The organism is Streptomyces sp. NPDC002787 (assembly GCF_053592095.1).
Window position 1 is genome coordinate 108,036 of sequence record NZ_JBSFVC010000020.1, and the last position, 19,995, is coordinate 128,030.

Below are 19,995 nucleotides of genomic sequence, written 5' to 3' on the forward strand. Positions count from 1 at the left end.
GGTGAGCCGCGCGGGGCCATGCCCGAGGGCCGCCGTCCCTCGTCCTGCGCCGCGCCGCCGGGCGGGTCAGCCCGCCGCGGTGTCCTCCCCGGCGGTGAGCCGCGCGATCGGGGCGGGCGGGGCCGCGGCCGGAAGGTCGACCCGAAGCAGCGCACCACCGCGTGCGGAGCGGGCGACGCTGGCCCGGCCGCCGTGGGCGTCGACGACCCGCTGCACGATCGACAGCCCCAGACCGGATCCCGGCAACGCCCGGGCGCTGTCGGCACGGTAGAACCGGTCGAACACCCGCGGTACGTCGGCAGCGTCGATGCCCGGCCCGGCGTCGTCGACCTCGAGCACCACCGACGCGTCCTCGGCACGGAGCCGGACCTGGACCGGCTGGTCCGCGGGGGACCACTTGCCGGCGTTGTCAATGAGGTTGAGCACCGCCCGCTCGAGCGCAGCGGGACGCCCGCTCACCCACACGGAGGTCACGTCGAGCGCGACCTCGATGTCGGGCGCGCGGGAACGTGCCCGGGTCGCGGCGGCCGCCACCACGTCAGCGAGGTCGAGCAGCTCGGTGTTCTCGTCGCTGACGTCACCGCGCGCCAGGTCGGTCAGCTCGGCGGCAAGGGTGCTCAACTCGGCCACCTGGGCGCCGAGATCGTTGAGCAGCCGGGTCCGGCTCTCCGCCGGCAGTGCGCTGTCCAGGGTGCCGCGCCGATCGAGCCGGATCAGCAGCTCGACGTTGAGGCGCAGGCTGGTGAGCGGGGTCTTGAGCTCGTGGGCGGCGTCCTCGGCGAGCAGCCGCTGGGCCCGCCGGGAGTCCCGGAGCGCGGCGAGCATGTCGTTGATCGACTGGATCAGCCGCCGGATCTCCCCACCGCCCTCATCCGGGATGTCGGCGTGGAGATCCCGGGTGTGCGCGACACGTACCGCGGCGGCGGTCAGCCGGTCGATCGGTGCCAGCCCGGTCCGCGCCACGGTCCGCCCGACAAGGGCGCCGCCGACCACGCAGAGCAGCCCGATCAGCAGCATGCCGAACCCGAACTGGTTGATCGGGCTGTCGTCGGCGACCTGGGCCACCTGGACCGCGCCGTCGCCCGCCCGCAGCGTGTAGATGAGGTAGCCGTCCTCGTCGCTGTCGTTGGACTCCATCAGGTCGGTCGACGCGCCCCGCGCCACGCGCTCGGCGTGCTCGCTGACGGGGGGCAGCGCGGGTTGGCCGGCCGGCGTCCGGGTCGAGCCGTCGGGCAGGATGACCCGCACCAGCCGACCTGATCCGGGATACGGCGGTAGCTGGACCTGCGCCAGACCGGCGCGCTGCGCGTTCGTCGCCAGGACGCGGGAGTCGGCGCGCAGCTGATTCTCGGCGGTGTCCCGCAGCTCCCAGCCCAGTAGTTCGCTGGCCACCTGGAAGGCCACGAACACGCTGACCGCGATGGCCGTCGCCGCGATCACCGTCAGCCTGGTCCGCAGGGACCGCCGGCGCCACCATCGGGTCAGCCGGCGCGGTTCCCGGCCGGCGGGCCTGCTCACGGAGGGGTCTCCCGCAGTACGTAACCCAGGCCGCGCAGCGTGTAGATCAATCGCGGCTCACCCTCGGCCTCCATCTTGCGGCGCAGGTAGCTCACGTATACCTGGAGGTTGTTGGCGGTGGCGCTCATGTCGAAGCCCCAGATCGCCTCGAACAGCGCGTCTCGGGTCAGGACCCGGGTCGCGTTGCCCATGAGGACCTGCAGGAGGGAGAACTCGGTCCGGGTCAGGCGCAGCGGCCGCCCGCCCCGCCACGCCTCGAACCTGTCGGGATCGAGCCGGACGTCGGCGAACGACAGGATCTGAGCCTCCCCGCCGGTCGGCGTGCGCCGGCGTAGCAGGGCCCGCACCCGGGCCAGCAACTCCTCGGTGGCGAACGGCTTGGGCAGGTAGTCGTCGGCGCCCGCGTCCAGCCCCGTGACCCGGTCGGAGACCTGGTCACGGGCGGTCAGCATCAGCACCGGCAGATCCCGACCCGCGGCCCGCAACCGCCGGCAGGTCTCCAACCCGCCGAGGCGGGGCATCATCACGTCGAGGATCAGCAGATCCAGCGTGTCGCCGTCGGCCCCACCGACCCCGTCGAGCACGGCGAGACCGTTGGCGACGGTGCTGGTGTCGTAACCCTCGACCTGGAGCACCCGCTCCAGCGACTCACGGATGGCCGCTTCATCATCCGCGATCATGATCCGCACGCCGGCCCGCCCCCTTCCAGTCGATGTTTTTGCCGCTCATTGTCCCCGATCAACCTGAGGCCAGGATTAGAGCGTCGCCGCTGTGGTGCCCGCGGCCGTGCTCTTACGGATGCCTAACCTGCGCGTTTCACTTGCGGCGGTGTCCGAGGCTTGAACGGAAAAGCGAAAGTGCCTTCTGAGCTGGGAAGATGAGGCCTGTCTAAGGTCTCTGTCATCACAGCGGGAAGGCACTTCTGCGTGAACCCTACCCGGTCGCGTCCCAGGCTCGTCGTGTCGGCCGACGGTCATGGGGTGGTCAGCCACGCCGGTTCCCGCTTGCTGGCCGATCTCTGCGATGTCACTGGCCTGACCAGCGCCTTCACGGACGCACTGTGTCGGCTGCGACCGCGTGGCACCGGGCACGACCCCGGCCGGATCGCGGTAGATCTCGCGGTCATGCTCGCCGACGGCGGCGAGGCGAGAGCGGACCTGGCCCTGCTGCGCGACCAAGCAGAGGTTTTCGGCCCCGTCGCCTCCACCGCGACTGCCTGGCGCCTGCTGGCCGGCATCGACCCGTCTGCACTCGCCCGCCTGCGCTCGGCCAGGGCCACCGCCCGGGAGATCGCTGGCTGCAAGCTGCCGAGGCCAGGGCAGGGATACCCGCAGCCCGCGCGGGCGGACGCGACCTGCCCGGTCTTGTCCTGGACCTCGACGCCACCCTGGTCACCTGCCACTCCGAGAAAGAGCAGGCAGCGGCGACCTACAAGCGCGGCTTCGGCTATCACCCGCTGCTGTGCTTCCTGGACAACACCGGCGAATCCCCGGCAGGAGTCCTCAAGCCCGGCAACGCCGGTGCCAACACCGCCGCCGACCACATCACCGTCCTTGACCAGGCGCTTGCCCAGATCCCCGACACCCACCGCCACGGCGCACCGGTCCTCATCCGCGCGGACAGTGCCGGAGGAGCGAAAGCGTTCCTGCACCACATACGCACCCTGCACTCACGTGGGACCCTCGCCCACTTCTCCGTTGGATACGCCGTCACCGAGCCGGTCCGCCGCGCGATCCGAGCCCTGCCCGAGCAGGTCTGGCATCCCGCACTCGCACAGGATGGCACCCTGCGCGAGGGCGCGGAAGTCGCCGAGCTGACCGGCATGATCGACCTGGCCGGCTGCCCGGACGGCACCCGGGCCATCGTCCGGCGCGAACGCCCGCACCCCGGTGCCCAGCTCTCGCTGTTCGACCTGGACGAGGGCATGCGCCACCAGGTCTTCCTCACCGACACCCCCTACGGCCAGGGCTCCGTGCAGCACCTGGAGGCCCGCCATCGCGCACACGCCCGCGTCGAAGACCGCATCCGCAGCGGCAAGACCACCGGCTTCGGCCGCTTCCCCTCCCGCCACTTCCACATCAACGCCACCTGGCTGGAGTTGTCCCTGACCGCCCTCGACCTGCTCGCCTGGATGCGCACGCTGCTGGAAGGCGAACTGGCCATCGCCGAGCCGAAGAAGCTTCGCTACCGGCTGCTGCACGCAGCTGCCCGCCTCACGCGCGGCGGTCGCCGCCAGCGCCTGCGGATCTCCGCAACCTGGCCCTGGCGGAATGAGCTGACCAGCGCATTCGCCCGCCTCACGGCCCTGCCACGGCCAGCCACCTGAACCGCGGCACCGCCCCTGACCACCCGCGACCCGAGGAACCCAGGAGACCCCGACCCGCGCGTCGGGCCCCGGCCACGCCCACCCGGCCACGAGCAACCGAAACCACCACTTCACCGCGACCCGACCAGCTCAGCCACGCGAAGCGAAACGGGGAGGTTAGGCTCCGTCGCTTTCCCAAGCCGGGGAGCTCGACTTCGATACTCGTCACTCGCTCCACGAAGAGGGCCCAGGTCAGAGATCTGGGCCTTCTTGCTGTGCGTCGTGATCAGTTGTAACTGGCTGATCCTCGTTCGGCCGTGATGCTTGACGGTCGAACGGAGGGCCTGCCGCGCCGAGATGTATCAAGTACATCGAGCTGGACCGCTCCGCAACTGGATCGGCGTGCGGTTGAGGGCGAGGGGGCCCAACCCGACCACCGTCTGCGAGCCTGCGGGTGTCCCGGCGGAGGTGGGCTCCCAAGTGGCATCCGGCGCCCCGACAGCCCTAGGCTCGGGCGCCGCACGAGGCTCACGCATACCAACAGGCCGTCGGGGCCGGGAAGGTGGCCGTCATGACCCAGGCGCCGCTGCGCGCGGAACTGCTGGTGTCCCAGGACGTGTCGGAGGAACTCCAGCGGGAACTGACGGAGCGGTTCCACGGCCTGGGGCTTTTGCCGGTACGGGTTCGGCGGGTGCTGGCCCACCGTGGTCCGGCGGAACTCCAGTGGCTCGTCCTGGCGGCGCTACCGCTCCAGGCCTTCCTCAGCGGGCTGGGCGGCGAGGCGGTCAAGGACGGCTACCGCGTGCTGAAGGACCTGGTGGGCCGCCTCGTCCGGCCCGGCGTCACCGGGGAGGACACCGCCCCTCGCCCGCTGGTGCTGCAGGACGAGCGCACCGGGCTGAGAATCGTGCTGGAACCGGGGCTGCCTCAGGAGGCGTATGAGCAGTTGGCGGTTCTGGATCTGACGCGGTTCTCCGTCGGACCTCTCCACTACGATCGGGCGCTCGGGCGCTGGCGCTCCGAACTGGACGAGGCGGCGGGCTGAGGGCACGAGGGACGACGGTGGCGTCGGGCGTGCGCCACGGAACGGGGGCTGAGGGCATGGTGCGGCCCGATGAGCTGGACCGGGCCCGGCAGAACTGCGCGGAGGGCGAGTCCCTCCTGGCCGCCGGGGCCCGGACGGAGGCCGCCCGGGCCTTCCGGGCGGCGCTGACCTGTACGGGGTTGGGCTCCGACAGCGACGAACGGGACACGGTCCCGACAGAAGGCGCCGGGGCCGACAGCGACGAACGGGGCGCGGGCTCCGCGCACGGCACCGGGCCCGACAGCGACGGACGGGACACGGTCTCGGCAGAAGGCGCCGGGCCCGACAGCGGCGAACGACACACGGACTTCCCACACCGCATCAGGCCCGACAGCGACGAACCTGACACAGTCTTCGTACACGACACCGGGACCGACGACGAACGGGACGCGGTCTCCACACACGGCGCCGGGCCCGACAGTGGCGTACGCGGCACGGTCTTCTTACACGGCGCGGGGCACGGCGGCACGTCGTCCGAGCAGGGCGCGGACGTGGCGGTGCTCGCCGCCCGGGCCTACGTGGGGCTCGGGCGAACGCTGCTCAGGGCAGGCGAACCGGCGCGGGCGGAGGACGAGTTCCGCCGGGCCGCGCGGCTGTGCCCCACGGGCCGGGACGCGCTGTACTGGCTCGGCTGCGCCGCCGCGCACCTGCACGCGTATCCGACGGCCGAGCGACGGTTCACCCGTGCCCTGGACCTCTCCCCCGGGCACGGCCCCAGCCTCGTCCAGCGCGCCTACGTCCGCGTACGGCTCGGTCGGCACACCGACGCGCTGGCCGACTTACGCTCCGCGGACCACGCCGGCGGGCTGGACGCGGAGGCCCGCTGGGTGCTGGCCACCCTGGCCGGCGGCACACCGCGCGAGGTCGCCCGGCTGCTGGGCACGGCCGCACGGGCCGCCCTGGCCGGCGCCGGAGTCATCGGCCGTCGAGGGAGCGCCACCGACGCCTGGGACAGGAGCGCGGCGCTGCTAGGCCGGGCCCGTCAACTGGGCTCCGGGGACAGCGGGTCGGCCGTCGCGCACGCGGTCGCTCTCTGCCGAGGCGGACGCCGCGACGACGGGCTCGCCGTCCTCACCGCCGTGTCCCGCGCGGCTCCCGCCGACCGCCGTGTCGCACACGCCCTGGCCGTGATGGCCTGGCACCCGCATCCCGCGTCCGCGGGCACCGGCTCGGACCGCTCCTGGGAACGCCCCCTCACCCTGTGGGCCGGGCTGCTCCACGACCCGGACTTCTGGCGGTGGCGGCGCGCGGAGGCAGCCGCTCGCTACGGCATACCGGTCGACGACGCCGCGGTCACGACGCTGCGTACCGACCTCCAGACCCGGCTCGAAGCGCTCCTGCCGGAGGCCTCCGGCGGTGACCGGCCCGAGCCCGAAGTGGTGCTGCACCGCGAGATCGAGGCGGCCCGGCTCCTGGCGGAGGCAGGCGGAGTGCCCCTCCCGGGCGGCGCCGCGCCCCTGGTGTGCGGGCCGACCCGCATCGTGGAACTCGGCAGGGAGAAGGAGTTGGCAGCCTTCGTCGCGGCCTCGGGCGAGGCCGCACCGGCCCTGCGCCGGGCCTTCTCCCACCTCGGATTCACCCAGGCCCTGCTGCGCCTCGGCCGACCACGGGACGCGCTCGCGACGCTGCCCGGCCTGCGCTGTCCCGACTGCCGCGCTCGCGACACCGACCGGGGCCAAGGGGACCACGGGGGCCACCGAGACCACGGGGGCCACCGAGGCCACGGCGGCCACGGCGGCCACGGCGGCCACGGCGGCCACGGCGGCCACGGCGGCCACGGCGGCCACGGCGGCCACGGCGGCCACGGCGCACCGTACCCGGCTCGCGGACGGAGCGACCGGGCCGTCGTGTGCGACTCCGACTGTCCCCGCTTCGACGCCCGCAATCCGGCGTACGCCGGATCTCCCGGCAGACACGAGCTGCTGATGCGGGACGCCCGCGCGTGTGCGTTGGAGGCCCGGCTCGCGCTGGGACGTGCGGCCCTCGCCCCGGGCGCCCTGGACGCCCGCGAGGCCACGGAGTGCTGGCGGCGGGCCCTCGCCCACGGCCGCGCCCTCGACCGGTACGCATCGGTCCAGGACACGATCGCCCGTACGGCGCTCGGCGCGGCGAAGGCCTTCCACCGGGCCGGCGATTTCGGCGCCGCGGGCGACACGCTGGAAGCCGCCCACACCGTTCTCGGCGACGGGCGACACGACCGCCTCAAGGGGCAGTTGGCGCGTGTGCTGGTCGATCGGGGCATCTCCCGGGCCAACGGCGACCCGGAGCGACTGGACGCCCCGGCCGCCGATCTGCGCCGCGCCGTGGAGCTCAACCCGCATCTGCTGCGCGCCCAGGTGAACCTCGTCGTCGTCCTGCGCGTCCTCGCGGTCCGGTCGCGGTACTCCGGAAGCCTCGTCGGCGCCAGGGACAGACTGCAGGAGGCCGCGGACCGTCTCACGGACGCGCTGGCCCACTTCCCGGGCGACCTCGAACTGACGCAGCTGCGCGATCAGGTGGCGACCGAACTCGCCATGGTCCGCGCGGAGTTGACGCAGGGCCGGATCGGAGGCCTGCCGGGATGATGGAGTACGAGGAGCTGCGGCTGCGGGTCCGCCCCATCGGCGCTCACCGCCATCTGGTGACCACGAACGGCCCCGCCGGCGCCGTGGACGTCATCGAGGTCCACGACGGCGCGGTCGAAGCCCTCCGCGCCCGATGGGAACAACTGATCGACGCGGAACTGGGTCGCGCTCCGCTGGGCGACAGACACACCGCCCCCCGGCTGCGCGATCTCGGCAGAGACGTCTTCGCCCTGCTGTTCGGCGGGCGGATCCAGCAACACGTCCGCAGCGCCCACGATCGCGCGCGGGCCCTGCGACCCCCGCGCGGTCTGCGTATTCGTTTCGACCTGCCCCCGGCGCTGTCCGCGCTCCCGCTGGAGGCCCTGTGCGCTCCCGCCGACGACCCGGGACAGGCATGGGCCCTGCAGGACGGAATCTCGCTCGTCCGTTCGCTGCAGGGCGGGCCGCTCGGCGGACGGGTGCCCGACGCGTCCGCCGAGCCCAGCCTGATCCGGCTGGTGGTCGTCTGCGCCTCCCCCGCCGAGGACGGACTGCCGCCGCTGCGGGCCGAGGCCGAGATCAAGGCGCTGCGGGCACTGCCCGAGATAGCCGTGCAGACGACGGTGGTGGAACGGGCCACGCGCGAGCGCCTGGAGTCCGCGCTCGGTGACCACTCCGACCTGCCCACCGCCGTCCTCCTCGTCGCCCACGGGACGTACGACGACGAACTCGGCAAGGGCGTGGTGCATCTGGAGACCCCGGACGGCGGCACCGACCGGGTTCCCTCGGACCTGCTCAGTGGCATGCTGCTCAGAGTGGCCGGGCTACGGCTGGTGGTGCTCAACCTCTGCTCAGGGGCGGACAGCGCGCGCACCGAGCCGTTCTCCGGACTGGCCCAGGCGCTCATCGGGGGCGGGGTGCCGGCCGTGGTGGCCATGCGGGGCCGGGTGAGCGATCTGGCCGCCGGTGTGTTCGGGCCCGAACTACTGCAGGGCCTCGCCGCCAACCTGACGATCGACGAGGCACTGGCGCGGGCCCGCCGGTGCATCTCCCACGTGCCCGGGCACACGGCCGTCGAGTGGGCGACTCCGGCGCTGTTCCTGCACGAGGAGTGCCGCCACGGCTGGTTGTTCAAGGCGCGCGAGGTGCGCGACGACGGGCACGCGGCGCACGATCCGCTGCGGCGGGGCGACGAGGCACTGCGGGCGTTCCACAGCCCGACGGGCCATCTGGAGGCGGCTCAGCTCATCGAAGCGGCCCGATTCCAGCGGCTGAGCGGGGAGTGGGAGCAGGTACAGCGCGTCCTGGCCAGCCGGACCCAGCAGTTCCAAGCCGAGCAGCGACAGTTGCGGGCGGAGGCCGGCCACGAACTTCTCTGGCCGCAGGTGCAGTCGCTGTGCGAGTCGCTCGACGGGGAGCGGGCGGAACAGGCGGCGAAGGCCCTCGCGCGGATCCGTGAGACGGTGCCGGACGACGAGAACGCGTGGCTCCCCGTGCTGGAGGAGGAGGTCAGGCGACTCGGCCGTCTCAGCGAACTGCTCGACGGGGCGCACACGGCCGCCCGGTGCGAGAACTGGGCCACGGCGCTGGACCACTGCGAGGAGATCCTGGCCCTGCGGCCGGCGGGCTTCGGTGACGCGGTGGGGCTGCGGGACACGGCGCGCGAGGAACTCCGTCTGGCGGACGCCTGCGCCCGCGCGGACAAGGTCTGCGCGGCGGGCGACTGGGCCGCCGCCGAGGCGGCCTACACCGAGGCGCTCGGCCACCGGTCCGGTCACCGTCCGGCCGTCGAGGGGGCGGCGTACGCGCGCGGCCGTGCGGCCGAAGAGGCCGGCGACTGGCGCGCCGCGACCGCCGCCTACGGATCCTGTCCGACGCTGCACGACACGCCGGTCCGCTCGGCCCACGCCCGGGGTCGCGTGGCGGCGCTGGCCGGAGACTGGCACACCGCCGACGCGGCGTTCGCGGAGGCGATCGACCACGCCTCGGGATCCGACCCCGGCTCAGTTCCCGAGCACGGCTCCGGCTTGGGCTCCGGCCCCGGCTCCGGCTCCGGCTCCGGCTCCGGCTCCGGCTTTGGCTCCGACCCCGGCCCCAGCTCCGGCTCCGGCTTTGGCTCCGACCCCGGCTCCGGCCCCGGCCCCGGCCCCGCCCCCGACCCCGGCTCCGGCTCCGGCTCCGGCTCCGGCTCCGGCTCCGGCTCCGGCTCCGGCTCCGGCTCCGGCTCCGGCTCCGGCAGTCTCGACCAGGCCCCGGGCGGCCCGCGACCCGGCGAAGGGGCGGTGCCCGGCGCTCAGCTCGGGAGACCGGCGGCGACGCAACCGGGTGGGGGCGAGACCCTCCTCTCGCTCGCCGCCCCGTTCTCGTCCGCCACGGCGTTCGTGTTCGCCCCGCCCCGCGAGGCGGCGGCCTGGGCCGCCTACGCCGCCGGGCGGGTGGCCGAGGCCGACGAGCGGTGGGCCGACGCGGCGGATCACTTCGCCACGGCCGAGGGCTTCATCGACGGCCCCCTGCGAGCCCACCACGCCCATGGGCGCGCCGCCGCCGAGAACGGCGCCTGGTCCGAGGCCCTGGCCGCCATGGAAGCGGCGTCAGCGGCCATGGATGCGGCGTCGGGCGACAGTCCGTCGGCGGACGTGGCCGACGCCCACTCCCTGTCGGCCCCCTTGCCCGACCCAGGGCGATGGATCGACGTCCTGCGCGGGCGGGTGCGCGACAGCGCGGACGCCGCGGCCGGTGCGGGTGACTGGCACCGGGCCGTCGCGTGTCTGCGCCTTCTCCCGGAGGCGGACGGCCAGGCGCGGTCGCTGCGGCGATTCGCCGAGGGGCGGATCGCGGAGGCGGCCGGGGACTGGGCAGCGGCGGCCGAGGCGTACGCGGACTCGACGCACGACGACGCCGGTCCACGGCGCCCGTACGCGCTCGGCCGGCTGTGCGCCCTGCGTCAGGACTGGGAGGCGGCCCGGGACCATTTGGCCCGAGTTCCCGCGGAGGTCCACGACTTCCCGGAGCCGCCGGCCGAACTGCTGCTGTACGCCCGGGCTCGTGCCGCCTACGCGCGCGGGGACTGGAGCGCCGTCGTCGACGGCTTCGGCGGGCTTCCGGACGGCCACGCGGACGGCGATGTGGGCCACCGCCGCAAGTACGCGCGTGCCCGCCTCGCCGCACAGCAGGAAGCATCCGCACCCGGCAACTGGACCTCCGTACTCGGCCATCTCGACGGCGTGCCGGACAAGGCACTGGACGGGGCGGTGGGGCTGCTGCGATGCAAGGCCGCGGGAATGCACGCGCAGAGCGAGGGCGACTGGGAACGCGCCCGGGACCTCTACGCGGGCTTCGCCGACGGGGACGAGGAGTTGACGCGCCTGCACGGCTACGCGTCGGCACGGCTGCACGAGCGGGCGGACCGCTGGGCCGAAGCGCTGACCGCCTACCGGGGGCTTCCCGAGGACCACGGCGACACCGCCGCACGCACGCGGTACGCGCGCGCCAGGATCGACGAGACCGCCGCCGACGACGCGGAACGGTGGCGTGCGATCCAGGAAAGCTACGAGGAGTTGGCGGAGTCCTTCGCCGAGCACGGCGGCTTCGCGGACGCCGCGGTACGTGCCGAGTACGCGCGGGCCCGGGCCGCCGAGGCCGAGGGCGACTGGGAGGAGGCGCGCCGGGTGGCGGAGGCGCTGCGCGCCCACTCCGACGCGCCCCGGATGGCCGGCTACGCGCGAGGCCGACTGGCGGAGGCGCAGCGGGACTGGCACCGGGCCGCCGACGCCTTCCGGGGCTGTGGGGACCATCGTGACGCCGACCTCAGGCTGGCCCACTGCGAGGGCCGGCTGCTGGAGGAGCGGGGCCGCCTCGCCGCCGCGGCCGAGGCGTACGAACGGGCCGGCGACGGCCACGAGGAGGCCGGGGCGCGGGCCGCCCAGCTGCGCGGGACACTGCGGGCGCTGCCCTGGGCGGACGGCCCGATCGGCGAGTCACTGGTGGCCGACCCCTTCGCACTGCGCGACGCGACCTTCCCGTACCGGGCTCTGCGGGACGCCGGCATCGGCCCCGACTCGTCCATGGACATCGTGAACGACGCGTCGTTCACGCTGATGGAGCTGGGCGGCAGAACCTGGGACTGGTCGGAGCGGGTGGCCTGGGACAGACTGCGGCTGCCCGGGCTGCGGCTGGAGCTGGACGCCCTGCTCTACCGGTGGCACGCGCCGGCCGCGGTCCGCGAGGCGGTGACCCGGATCGTGCCGAACGGCGGCCCCGACCCACTCGCCGCCCTGTGCGAGCAGTTCCCGCGCGAGGCCCCGCTGCTGCTCCTGCTGGCGCGGGGCAGGGACGCGGCCGTCGCGGCGTGGGAGGAGCGGCTGGCGACGGCTCCCGGGGACATGTCGGTGGTCCACGGGCTGGCCGTCGCGCGCCTGTGGCAGGCGCGCGAGCTCGAGGACAGCGGTGCCTGGGAACACGCGGTGCGCGCCTGGGAAGCGGCGCTCGTGTACTGGGCGGCGCTGCTGAGCGACCAGGACTACTGGGACGGCTGGCGTACCGAACGCGCGAGCCGCTACCACCGGAACGTGACGTCCGACGACATGGCCCAGCTGTGCTGGGCCCTCAGTCGCCACCTCTTCGAGCGACTGGCCACGGCCGAGCAGCGCCACACCGAGCAGGGCCGCCCGGCGCAGGCGGAGGCGTACCGGGAGCTGACCGGTGTGTTCGAGGCGGAGCTGGGCGGGGCCCGGGTGCTGAGGCAGGTGGGCGGCCTGCCGTCGGTCCCGGGCACGGGCGGCGCGCCGGCCTGCGGCCCGCGCTATCTGCGCATGCTCCGACTCGAGGTCCCGCTGGCCGAGCAGGCCGCCGAACTGAGCGCCGCGGCCCACCGAGGGCAGGACCCGGGCGAGTACGCGGTGCGTGAACTGCGGTGGGCCTTCTCGGAGTTGGCGCGGTCCTCCGCGTTGTCCGAGGCGCACCGGTTCGAGCAGGCCCTCGACGCGCTGCCCGCGCTCGGTACGCTCACCGACCTGCCGGAGGACTGCGAGGGCCCCGGTGCCCACGCGAACCTCGCGGCGCACCTCCAGGAGTGCGGTCACTGTCAGGACTTCGCCCGCCGCAACCCGGCGTATCTGCGGCTGCCCGGACGTCGCGCCCGGCTGGTGCAGGACGGTACGGCGCTCGCGGTGCAGGCCCGTCTCGCCCTCGCGCAGGCGGCGCTCACCAGTGGCTCGGGCGGGGTGGAGCGGGTTGTGACGCAGTGGGCCGAGGCCGTGCGGGCCTCGGCGAAGGCCGGGATGGAGGCCCGCGCCAAGCAGGCCGTGGCGCACATGGTGCTGGGGCGGGTCGAGGCGCTGCGCGACGTGGTGGACCACGAGCAGCGGGACAGCGCCCTGGACGAGGCGGTGACGCTGATCGAGGAGGTCGGGCCGGTGCTGCGCCCTCTCTCCCGGGATCTCGCGGGCCGGCTGGACGCGCAGTTGTCGAAGGTGCTCTCGGAACGCGGGGTGTGGCGGGCCTCGGCGCGCCGACGGTACGGGCTGCCGCTCGACGTGCCGGGGGCGGAGGCGGATCTGCGGCGGGCGCTGGCGCTGAACCCCGAGTCGGGCCACGCCCGGGACAACCTCGTACGGTCGCTGGTCTTCACGATGGACGAGCGGGCGTCCGCCCCCTCCGCACGGCTGCGGGCCGTCGAGGAGGCGCTCGTGCTGCTGCACACCGGCCTGGGGCAGCCGTTGGCGCACGGCGCCTACCGCGAGACGCTCGGAGAGACGCTGAACGCGCTGGAGACCCTGGTCGCCGGGGAGCTGGGCATCGACGGCCTGACCGAGCTGATGCGGACGATGGCGCGGGAGCGGCCCCCGGACGAGACCGATCTGCCGTCGTACGCACGGCGGTTGGCCGGACTCGTGCCGCGTGAGCCGGGGGCGGGGGACCTCCCGCGAGCCATGCACCTGCTGATCCGGGCCGTTCGCGCGGATCCGTCCGCACCGGAGATACGCAGCCTGCTGCTGGACATGGTCCGCCGTCGGCTCGACGCCCTGCCGGACCCGGCGGAACACGTGGAGGAGGAGACCGAGTGATGATCGAGGACGGTTCCGGGGTGCCGGGCGCGCCGTCGCCGTACGAGGCGCTGGCCCCGGTGGGGGTGACGCCGTGGACGACGCACGCCGAGATGCAGGACGTGTCCTTCGAGCTGCTGGCCCGGGGTCTGATGAACCCGCACACCCAGCAGGCCTGGAACGACCTGCGCGACCCGCGTCGGCGCCTGCTGCTCGATCTCTTCCTGTACGACATCGACGACGCGGACGACAGAGACGGCACGGACGGCACGGACGAGGCGGACGGCACGGACGAGGCGGACGACGCCGGCGGTACGGCCGACGGTGGTCCGGCGGCGCCCGCGGGACCGCCTCCTCCGTGGGCCGCCCGGCTGCTGGACGAACTGATCCGGTTCGACGCGTGACGGGCGACGGGCGACGGAAGGGGACGGCGGACGGTGCGGACAGGGGAAGGGACGCAACAGCGATGACATCGATCGGCATCGACCTCGGCACGACCAACAGCGGGGTCGCGCGCTACGACCCCGAGCGCGGGGAGGCCCGGGTGGTCCCCAACGGGCAGAGCGAGGCGCTGACACCCTCCGTGGTCGGTCTCCTGCGCACCGACGGCTCCGAGTCGCTGCTGGTCGGCAGGACCGCGCTCGATCGGGCGGCCCGCCAGCTCGACGGCACGGTGGTGTCGGTCAAGCGGCTGATGGGCCGTGACTTCACGGACTCGAAGGTGGTCCGGGCCCGGGAGAACCTCGCGTACGAGATCGTCCCCGGCCCGGACGACGATCCACGTGCGCATGTCGTCCTCGGGGACCGCAGCGTCACCCCGGCCGAGGTCTCCAGCGCGATCCTGCGCAAGCTGGTCGAGGACGCCTCGCGGAGCCTGGGCCGGCAGGTGACCCACGCGGTGATCACGGTGCCGGCCTACTTCGGCGACGCCCAGCGGGCGGCCACGCGGGAGGCCGCCGAGCTCGCCGGGATCGTCGTCAAGAAGATCATCGACGAGCCCACGGCGGCCGCGATCGCCTTCGGCCTGGACAAGCGGGACGGGGACCGCAGCCGCATCCTCGTCTACGACCTGGGGGGCGGCACGTTCGACATCTCGGTCCTGGACTCGACCCGGGACCGGGCCGGCAACGCCCAGTTCACCGTCCGCAGGTTCGCCGGTGACGACTGGCTCGGCGGGGACGACTTCGACCTCGCCCTCGTGGACCGGATCGCCGAGTGGGTGCGGAAGAACCACGCCGTGGACCCGTCCGCGGACAAGAAGTTCCAGTTCACCGCGAAGAAGTTCGCCGAACAGGCGAAGCGGGAACTCAACGACGCCACGGAGACGGTGGTCTTCATCCCCGCCGCGTACAAGAGCGACGACGGCGTGGTCGTCGACGTCGACATGCCCCTGACGCGGGCCGACCTGCGGGAGGTGACCGCGCCGCTCGTGGAGCGCACCATGCGTCTGGTCCGCGACACCCTCCAGCAGGACAACCTGAGCCCGGAGCAGATCACGGACGTGCTCCTGGTCGGTGGCGGGACGCTGATGCGGCCGGTGTACGAGGCGGTGGAGGCCTGCTTCGGCAAGGAGAAGGTCCGCCGGAACATCAACCCCATGGAGTGCGTCGCGCTCGGCGCGGGCATCCTCGCCGGGACCCTGCACGGTGTGGAGTGCCCCGACACGGACTGCCGGAAGCTCAACGAGGAGTCGGACACGGTGTGTTCGGCGTGCGGGACGAGCCTGACCAACGCCCGCGCCGTCGGCGACATCGGTCTGCACGAGGTGACCGGCGACGCGATGGGCATCGCCGCGGTCCGGGGCTCGCAGCGCGACGTGTTCGTGCCGATCATCCGCAGCGGCATGGCGTACCCGCTGCCGCAGCCGTGCACCGAGGTGTTCCAGGCCACCGACCGCCAGGTCATCCGCGTCCCCGTGTACGAGGGCAACAGCCCGGTGGCCAGCAAGAACCGGGAACAGGGCGTCGTGGAACTGGAACTGCCGGAGCCCGTCGACATCGGCGAGCGCGTCGAGGTGTCGTTCAACTACGACGCGAACCGCAACATCAGGGTGACGATCGCCGTGCCGAGGATGAACTTCCTGGAGGAGGCCGTGCCGAGCCGTGAGAAGCCTCGTACGCAGCCGCCCGCCGCGCCGGCCGAGCCGGACAGCGCCACGCTGCGCGAACGCCTGGAGTACGCCAAACGGGACGCGGACCGGTTCCTCCAGCGGTACGGCACGTACGTCGACCACCTGCAGGAGATGAAGTTCCGCCGGGACATCGAGCAGGCGGGGCAGGCCCTGCTGCTGGGAGAGAGCGGCGAGTACCAGCGCCTGACGGAACTGCTGGTCGACGGCATGTACCACCACTGCGGTCACGCCAGCCAGTTCCTGCACGCGGAGCTGGCGGCGGACGGCGCGCCGCCGGACACGGCCCGCCGGATCAACGAGGCGGTCGGCTACGTGAAGCAGGCCCATGCCGAGGGCAACCGCGCCCACACCGACCAGCAGGCCCGTAATCTCGCCAACCTGGTGGCGCAGGCGTACAGCGCGCGCAGGGTGTCCGCGCTGCGGGACGCGGAGCGCTTCGGCGGGATACTGCGGGTCCCTGACGACGCGGTGGACGCGTGACCGCGCCACGGCGCACGGGGGCGGGCGGTCACGGGATCGGGCTCGGGCTGGACTTCGGCAGTACGGGGCTGCGTGCGGCGTTCGGCCGGCCGGGGGGCCCGGTGCGGCGGCTCACGCCGTCCGCCTCGTACTGGCCGTGGCTGCTGTGCGAGCCCGCCGTGGCCGGGCCGCTTCCGGTCACGTTCCCCAGCCTCAAGAGCCGGCTGGGCGGTGGGCGGGCGGTGCTCGTGGGCGGCGTGCGCACGACGCCGGACGAGCTGGTGACCCGGATGCTGCGGGAACTGCGGGAACAGGTCGAGGCGGCGGCCTCCGGCCGGATCACCCAGACGGTCATCTCCGTGCCCGTGGCCTACCGTTCGGCACAGCGGGCGGCTCTGCTCGACGCGGCGCTCGCGGCCGGACTCACCGAGGTGCGGCTGATCGGCGACGCGATGGCCGCGGTCATCGGACACACGGCGGGCCGGGGCAGCAGCACGTGCCTCGTCTACGGCCTCGGGTACGGCGGGTTCGAACTGGGCCTGGTGCGCGGTGCGCGGGGCCGCTACCGGGCTCTCGGACACGAGACCGCGTCGAGCACCGGCGGCCGGGCGTTCGACGAGGCCGGGCTGGGCGCCGTGGCTCGGGCCGTGCGGGACCGTACGGATCCGGACGGGCTGGACGAGGGCGACTGGCTGCGGCTGCGCGCCCGGGTGCAGGAGATCAGGGAACGGCTCGGCGCACCCGACGGTGACGGCTCCGCCGTGCTGGAGACGGTCCCCGGTGGAGCCGCGGAGCGGCTGCGGTTCGACCGTGACCAGCAGGAGGCGTTCCTGGACCGGCATGTCCGGCGGACCCTCGGCCGGGCGCACACCCTCCTGGAGCAGTCGGGAATGGCCGCGCGGGACGTGGACACGCTGTTGCTGGTGGGCGGAGGGACACGGCTGGAGACGGTCCGGTCGGGGGTGCGCGGGCTCGGGCGCGCGACCGTGCCGGCCTCCGCCGACCTGCTCGCCCTGGGCGCCCTGATGCACGCGTCGCGGCTCGCGGGGCTGCCGCCGTCGGGGCTCGACGGGCTCGCCCTGGAGTCGGAGGAGGCGTCGGACGACACGCTGGCGGACGCGCCCCGGCTCAGCGTCACCCTCCTGTCCGGCCCGGCCGTGGAGGACGCCGCTCCCCACGACATCGCCAGGGCCCGCGAGTTGGCGGCGCGCGGGCAGGTGGCCGAGGCGCGTGCGTTGCTGGAGGCGCTGGTGTCCGAGGCCCGGTCGTTGCTCGACACCCTCGGCACCCTCGACGCACCCCGGGCACCGGACGCCGCCGAGCCGTCCGGGCGGTCCGAGCCGCCAGCGCGATCCGAGCCGTCAGGACGATCCCAGCCGTCAGGACGATCCGAGCCGTCCCGGCCCGCGGAGTCCGCGCACCCGGCGGACCAGGACGCCGCGCGCCTCCTCGCCGCCGCGCGCGACATGCTGACGCAGGGCCGGTACGACCGCGCCGTACGCACGGCGCACGCCGCCTGGCAGGCCGCCCACGACGGCGCGTCGGGACCCGACCTGCTGGATGCGATGATCCATGTGCACTGCGCGGCAGCCATGGCCGACTCCTCGCCCGAGCACTTCACCGACGCCTACCGCTGGCTGCGCTGCGCCTACGACCACGACCCCACCAACACCCGCGTCCGCGAACTGCTCGCCGAACGCACCTACCGGCACGCGGACCGTCTGCACGGGCGCGGCAGGCGCGACGAGGCGATCGAGGCGCTGCGCCGGTGCCTCACGTGGAATCCTGAACACGGTGCGGCTCAGGCCCTGTTGGAGCGACTGGGCCGCCCCGGCAGAAACCACGGAGCCCGGGGTGGCGTCCCACGCTGATGAGTGCCCGGCAGATCGCACGAACACCGGCCGTCCCGGTGCCGAGTCAGGAGAAACGCGCTTGACGACCGTATCCCCGCCCCACGGGTCGACGTTCCTGGACGAGAAGGTCCTGGGCAAGGAGTTGGAGGACCTGCTCGACCGGACGTCCCGGCTCGACGTCTGCGCGAAGGAACTCCGTGTGCTGGCGGAGGACTTGACGAACGGCAACCGGCTCGACCGGTGGGCCGACGTCGATCTCGTCCAGTCCTTCGTACGCGCCGAGAGCCTCGCGGACCCACCGCCGCCCGCTCCTGCCCCGGACCTGCCGTGGTGGCGTGCGGCATGGTTGCGCCGGAGCCCCCGGGACGGTGTCCTGGAGGCCGCGCTGGGTGTGCTGGTGTTCGTCCCGCTGCTGGTCACCTGGTTCGGGCTGCGCGAAGCCGTACGTGCCTACGGTGAGTTGAGCCGGGACCGGCCCGAGGAGGCCACCCGTCCCTTTCTGCAGCTGTGGCAGTCGGGATTCGACGGACGTCTGTCGGCGCTCGGCCGCTTCGAGAACGTGGCCCTGACAGCCGCCCTGCTGATCACGCTGCTGGTGCTGCTGTCGGTGTGGCACGCGCGCGTCCGGACCCGCACCGAGCGGGACGAGGAGGCCCGGGAGGCCGCGGACGGGCGGCTGCTCGGCTCGCTCGCGGCGCTGCTGACCCGGGTCCAGATGAGTCTCGCCCCGCACCGCAGGGCCTCTCCCGAGCAGTTCACCCAGGAACTGACGCACGCGGCCGAGCAGTTGCGGGAGTTGACCGAGAAGGCCGACGAGAGCCACAAGACGCTGGCGGCCGGCGCGACGGCGGTGGGCAAGGCGACCGACGCGCTGCGGAAGGCGGCGGTCGCGCTGTCCGGCGAGGTGCCCAGGATCGGCACCGCGGCGGACCGGGTCGAGGGCGCCGTCAAGGCGAGCCTGGCGGCGTCGACGCAGGCGCGGCAGGCCAACGAGGACGCGGCACGCGGCATCGCGGACCGGGTCCAGGCCGCCGGTGACACCGTGCGGACCGCGTTCGAGTCGCTGGTCAACGTCCAGCAGACGCTGGCGGCGAAGTCCGACACCGTGGCGCAGGCCGCCGAGCGGGCGGCGGAGGCCGTCGCCGCCGGCGCGGAGCGTACGAACGACGCGGTCGACGGGATGCGGGAGGCGACCGAGCGCTGGGACGCCGCCGCCGCGCACTGGCAGGACGCGGCGGCGCGGCTGGACCGGGGGATACGCGCTCTCTCCCCCCTGCGGCCCCACCCGGCCTCCGCCAACGGCACCCCTGAGGTGCTGGAGACCGTCCCGGCGCGGAGCAACGGCGCCCCCGCCACGCCCAGCACCGCCCCGGCGCGGAGCAACGGCGCCCCCGCCATGCCCAGCACCCTCCCGACTCAGGGCGACGGCGTCTCCGCCGCGCCCAGCACCCTCCCCACGCATGGCGACGGCGTCTCCGCCGCGCCCAGGACCGTCCCGCCGCAGGGCGACGGCGCCCGGGGCGAGCAGCCGGACGGAGCGGCCGAGTGAGTGCGCGCGTCCGGCGCCGCCGCGGGGTCGGTGTCGTCGTCCTGGCGGGCTGGCTCTTCGCCGACCTGCTGCTCGTGCTGACGCTGGTGTCGATGGCCGATCGTCCGGACCCGCTGGCCGCGCGCCCCGAGCCGTCCGCCAGTCCCTCCCCCACCGCGTCACCCAGCCCCAGCCCCAGCCCGACCGGGCCGCAGGGCGTGGCACGCACGCCCAGGGAGTTCAAGGTGCGCGGCACGGACACCGACGACCTGGAGGCACAGATCCGGTCCCGCACCGCCAAGTGGCCGGGGCGCACGGCGGCCCTGGTGCTGACGTTCGGCGGCGGGCCGGGCGGCACGGAGTACGCCCACCGCGTCAACGGCCTGCTCGCCGAGGCACGGCCGGAGATGTTCGGCGAGCGCATGGCGACCGACGACTTCCACGACCTCGGGGAGCCGGTGGGGACCGCGGTGGTCCGCGTCTACTTCTACACCCGGCCGGGCGAGTGACTCCCCGGCGTCGGCACGGCA

General features: G+C 74.1%; 10 protein-coding genes and 1 pseudogene. 9 read left to right on the plus strand and 2 right to left on the minus strand.

Features of this window, described 5'->3' with window-relative positions:
• Positions 1–66: 66 nt before the first annotated feature.
• Positions 67–1,518 carry a HAMP domain-containing sensor histidine kinase gene (locus tag ACWD26_RS27100; RefSeq protein ID WP_451274388.1) on the minus strand — a complete coding sequence of 484 codons (1,452 nt, stop codon included), beginning with the start codon at positions 1,516–1,518 and terminating at the stop codon, positions 67–69.
• Positions 1,515–2,207 (minus strand): response regulator transcription factor, encoded by a 693-nt coding sequence (locus tag ACWD26_RS27105; RefSeq protein ID WP_451274390.1) that lies wholly within the window; start codon positions 2,205–2,207, stop codon positions 1,515–1,517. The genes ACWD26_RS27100 and ACWD26_RS27105 overlap by 4 nt, the downstream gene beginning before the upstream one ends.
• 237 nt (positions 2,208–2,444) lie before the next feature.
• Here ACWD26_RS27105 and ACWD26_RS27110 point away from each other — a divergent pair.
• The 9 genes and pseudogenes from ACWD26_RS27110 to ACWD26_RS27150 all read left to right on the plus strand — a co-directional run bounded on the left by ACWD26_RS27110 (position 2,445) and on the right by ACWD26_RS27150 (position 19,974).
• Positions 2,445–3,844 (plus strand): annotated as a pseudogene (locus tag ACWD26_RS27110) (IS1380 family transposase).
• 550 nt (positions 3,845–4,394) lie between these two features.
• Positions 4,395–4,868 carry a hypothetical protein gene (locus ACWD26_RS27115; protein ID WP_451274392.1) on the plus strand — a complete coding sequence of 158 codons (474 nt, stop codon included), beginning with the start codon at positions 4,395–4,397 and terminating at the stop codon, positions 4,866–4,868.
• A 56-nt stretch (positions 4,869–4,924) separates the two neighbouring features.
• On the plus strand, positions 4,925–7,471 hold the full coding sequence (locus ACWD26_RS27120; protein WP_451274394.1) for a tetratricopeptide repeat protein: 2,547 nt from the start codon (positions 4,925–4,927) through the stop codon (positions 7,469–7,471).
• Positions 7,468–13,515 (plus strand): CHAT domain-containing protein, encoded by a 6,048-nt coding sequence (locus ACWD26_RS27125; protein ID WP_451274396.1) that lies wholly within the window; start codon positions 7,468–7,470, stop codon positions 13,513–13,515. The genes ACWD26_RS27120 and ACWD26_RS27125 overlap by 4 nt, the downstream gene beginning before the upstream one ends.
• Complete coding sequence (locus ACWD26_RS27130) at positions 13,515–13,898, plus strand: hypothetical protein (RefSeq protein ID WP_451274398.1); 384 nt, start codon at positions 13,515–13,517, stop codon at positions 13,896–13,898. The genes ACWD26_RS27125 and ACWD26_RS27130 overlap by 1 nt, the downstream gene beginning before the upstream one ends.
• 62 nt (positions 13,899–13,960) lie before the next feature.
• A complete protein-coding gene (locus ACWD26_RS27135) occupies positions 13,961–16,105 on the plus strand; it encodes an Hsp70 family protein (RefSeq protein ID WP_451274400.1) in 2,145 nt (714 codons plus the stop codon).
• On the plus strand, positions 16,102–17,955 hold the full coding sequence (locus tag ACWD26_RS27140) for an Hsp70 family protein (protein WP_451274402.1): 1,854 nt from the start codon (positions 16,102–16,104) through the stop codon (positions 17,953–17,955). The genes ACWD26_RS27135 and ACWD26_RS27140 overlap by 4 nt, the downstream gene beginning before the upstream one ends.
• 61 nt (positions 17,956–18,016) lie before the next feature.
• Entirely contained in the window at positions 18,017–19,486 is a 1,470-nt protein-coding gene (locus ACWD26_RS27145) for a hypothetical protein (protein ID WP_451274404.1), read from the plus strand.
• Positions 19,483–19,974: a hypothetical protein gene (locus ACWD26_RS27150; protein WP_451274406.1), complete on the plus strand. Its 492-nt coding sequence runs from the start codon at positions 19,483–19,485 to the stop codon at positions 19,972–19,974. The genes ACWD26_RS27145 and ACWD26_RS27150 overlap by 4 nt, the downstream gene beginning before the upstream one ends.
• Positions 19,975–19,995: the final 21 nt, after the last annotated feature.

Excerpts from the sequence above, each read along its gene's own strand:
- ACWD26_RS27115 (WP_451274392.1), top strand. The coding sequence starts at position 4,395 with ATGACCCAGGCGCCGCTGCGCGCGGAACTGCTGGTGTCCCAGGACGTG.
- ACWD26_RS27120 (WP_451274394.1), top strand. The coding sequence starts at position 4,925 with ATGGTGCGGCCCGATGAGCTGGACCGGGCCCGGCAGAACTGCGCGGAG.
- ACWD26_RS27125 (WP_451274396.1), top strand. The coding sequence starts at position 7,468 with ATGATGGAGTACGAGGAGCTGCGGCTGCGGGTCCGCCCCATCGGCGCT.
- ACWD26_RS27130 (WP_451274398.1), top strand. The coding sequence starts at position 13,515 with ATGATCGAGGACGGTTCCGGGGTGCCGGGCGCGCCGTCGCCGTACGAG.
- ACWD26_RS27135 (WP_451274400.1), top strand. The coding sequence starts at position 13,961 with ATGACATCGATCGGCATCGACCTCGGCACGACCAACAGCGGGGTCGCG.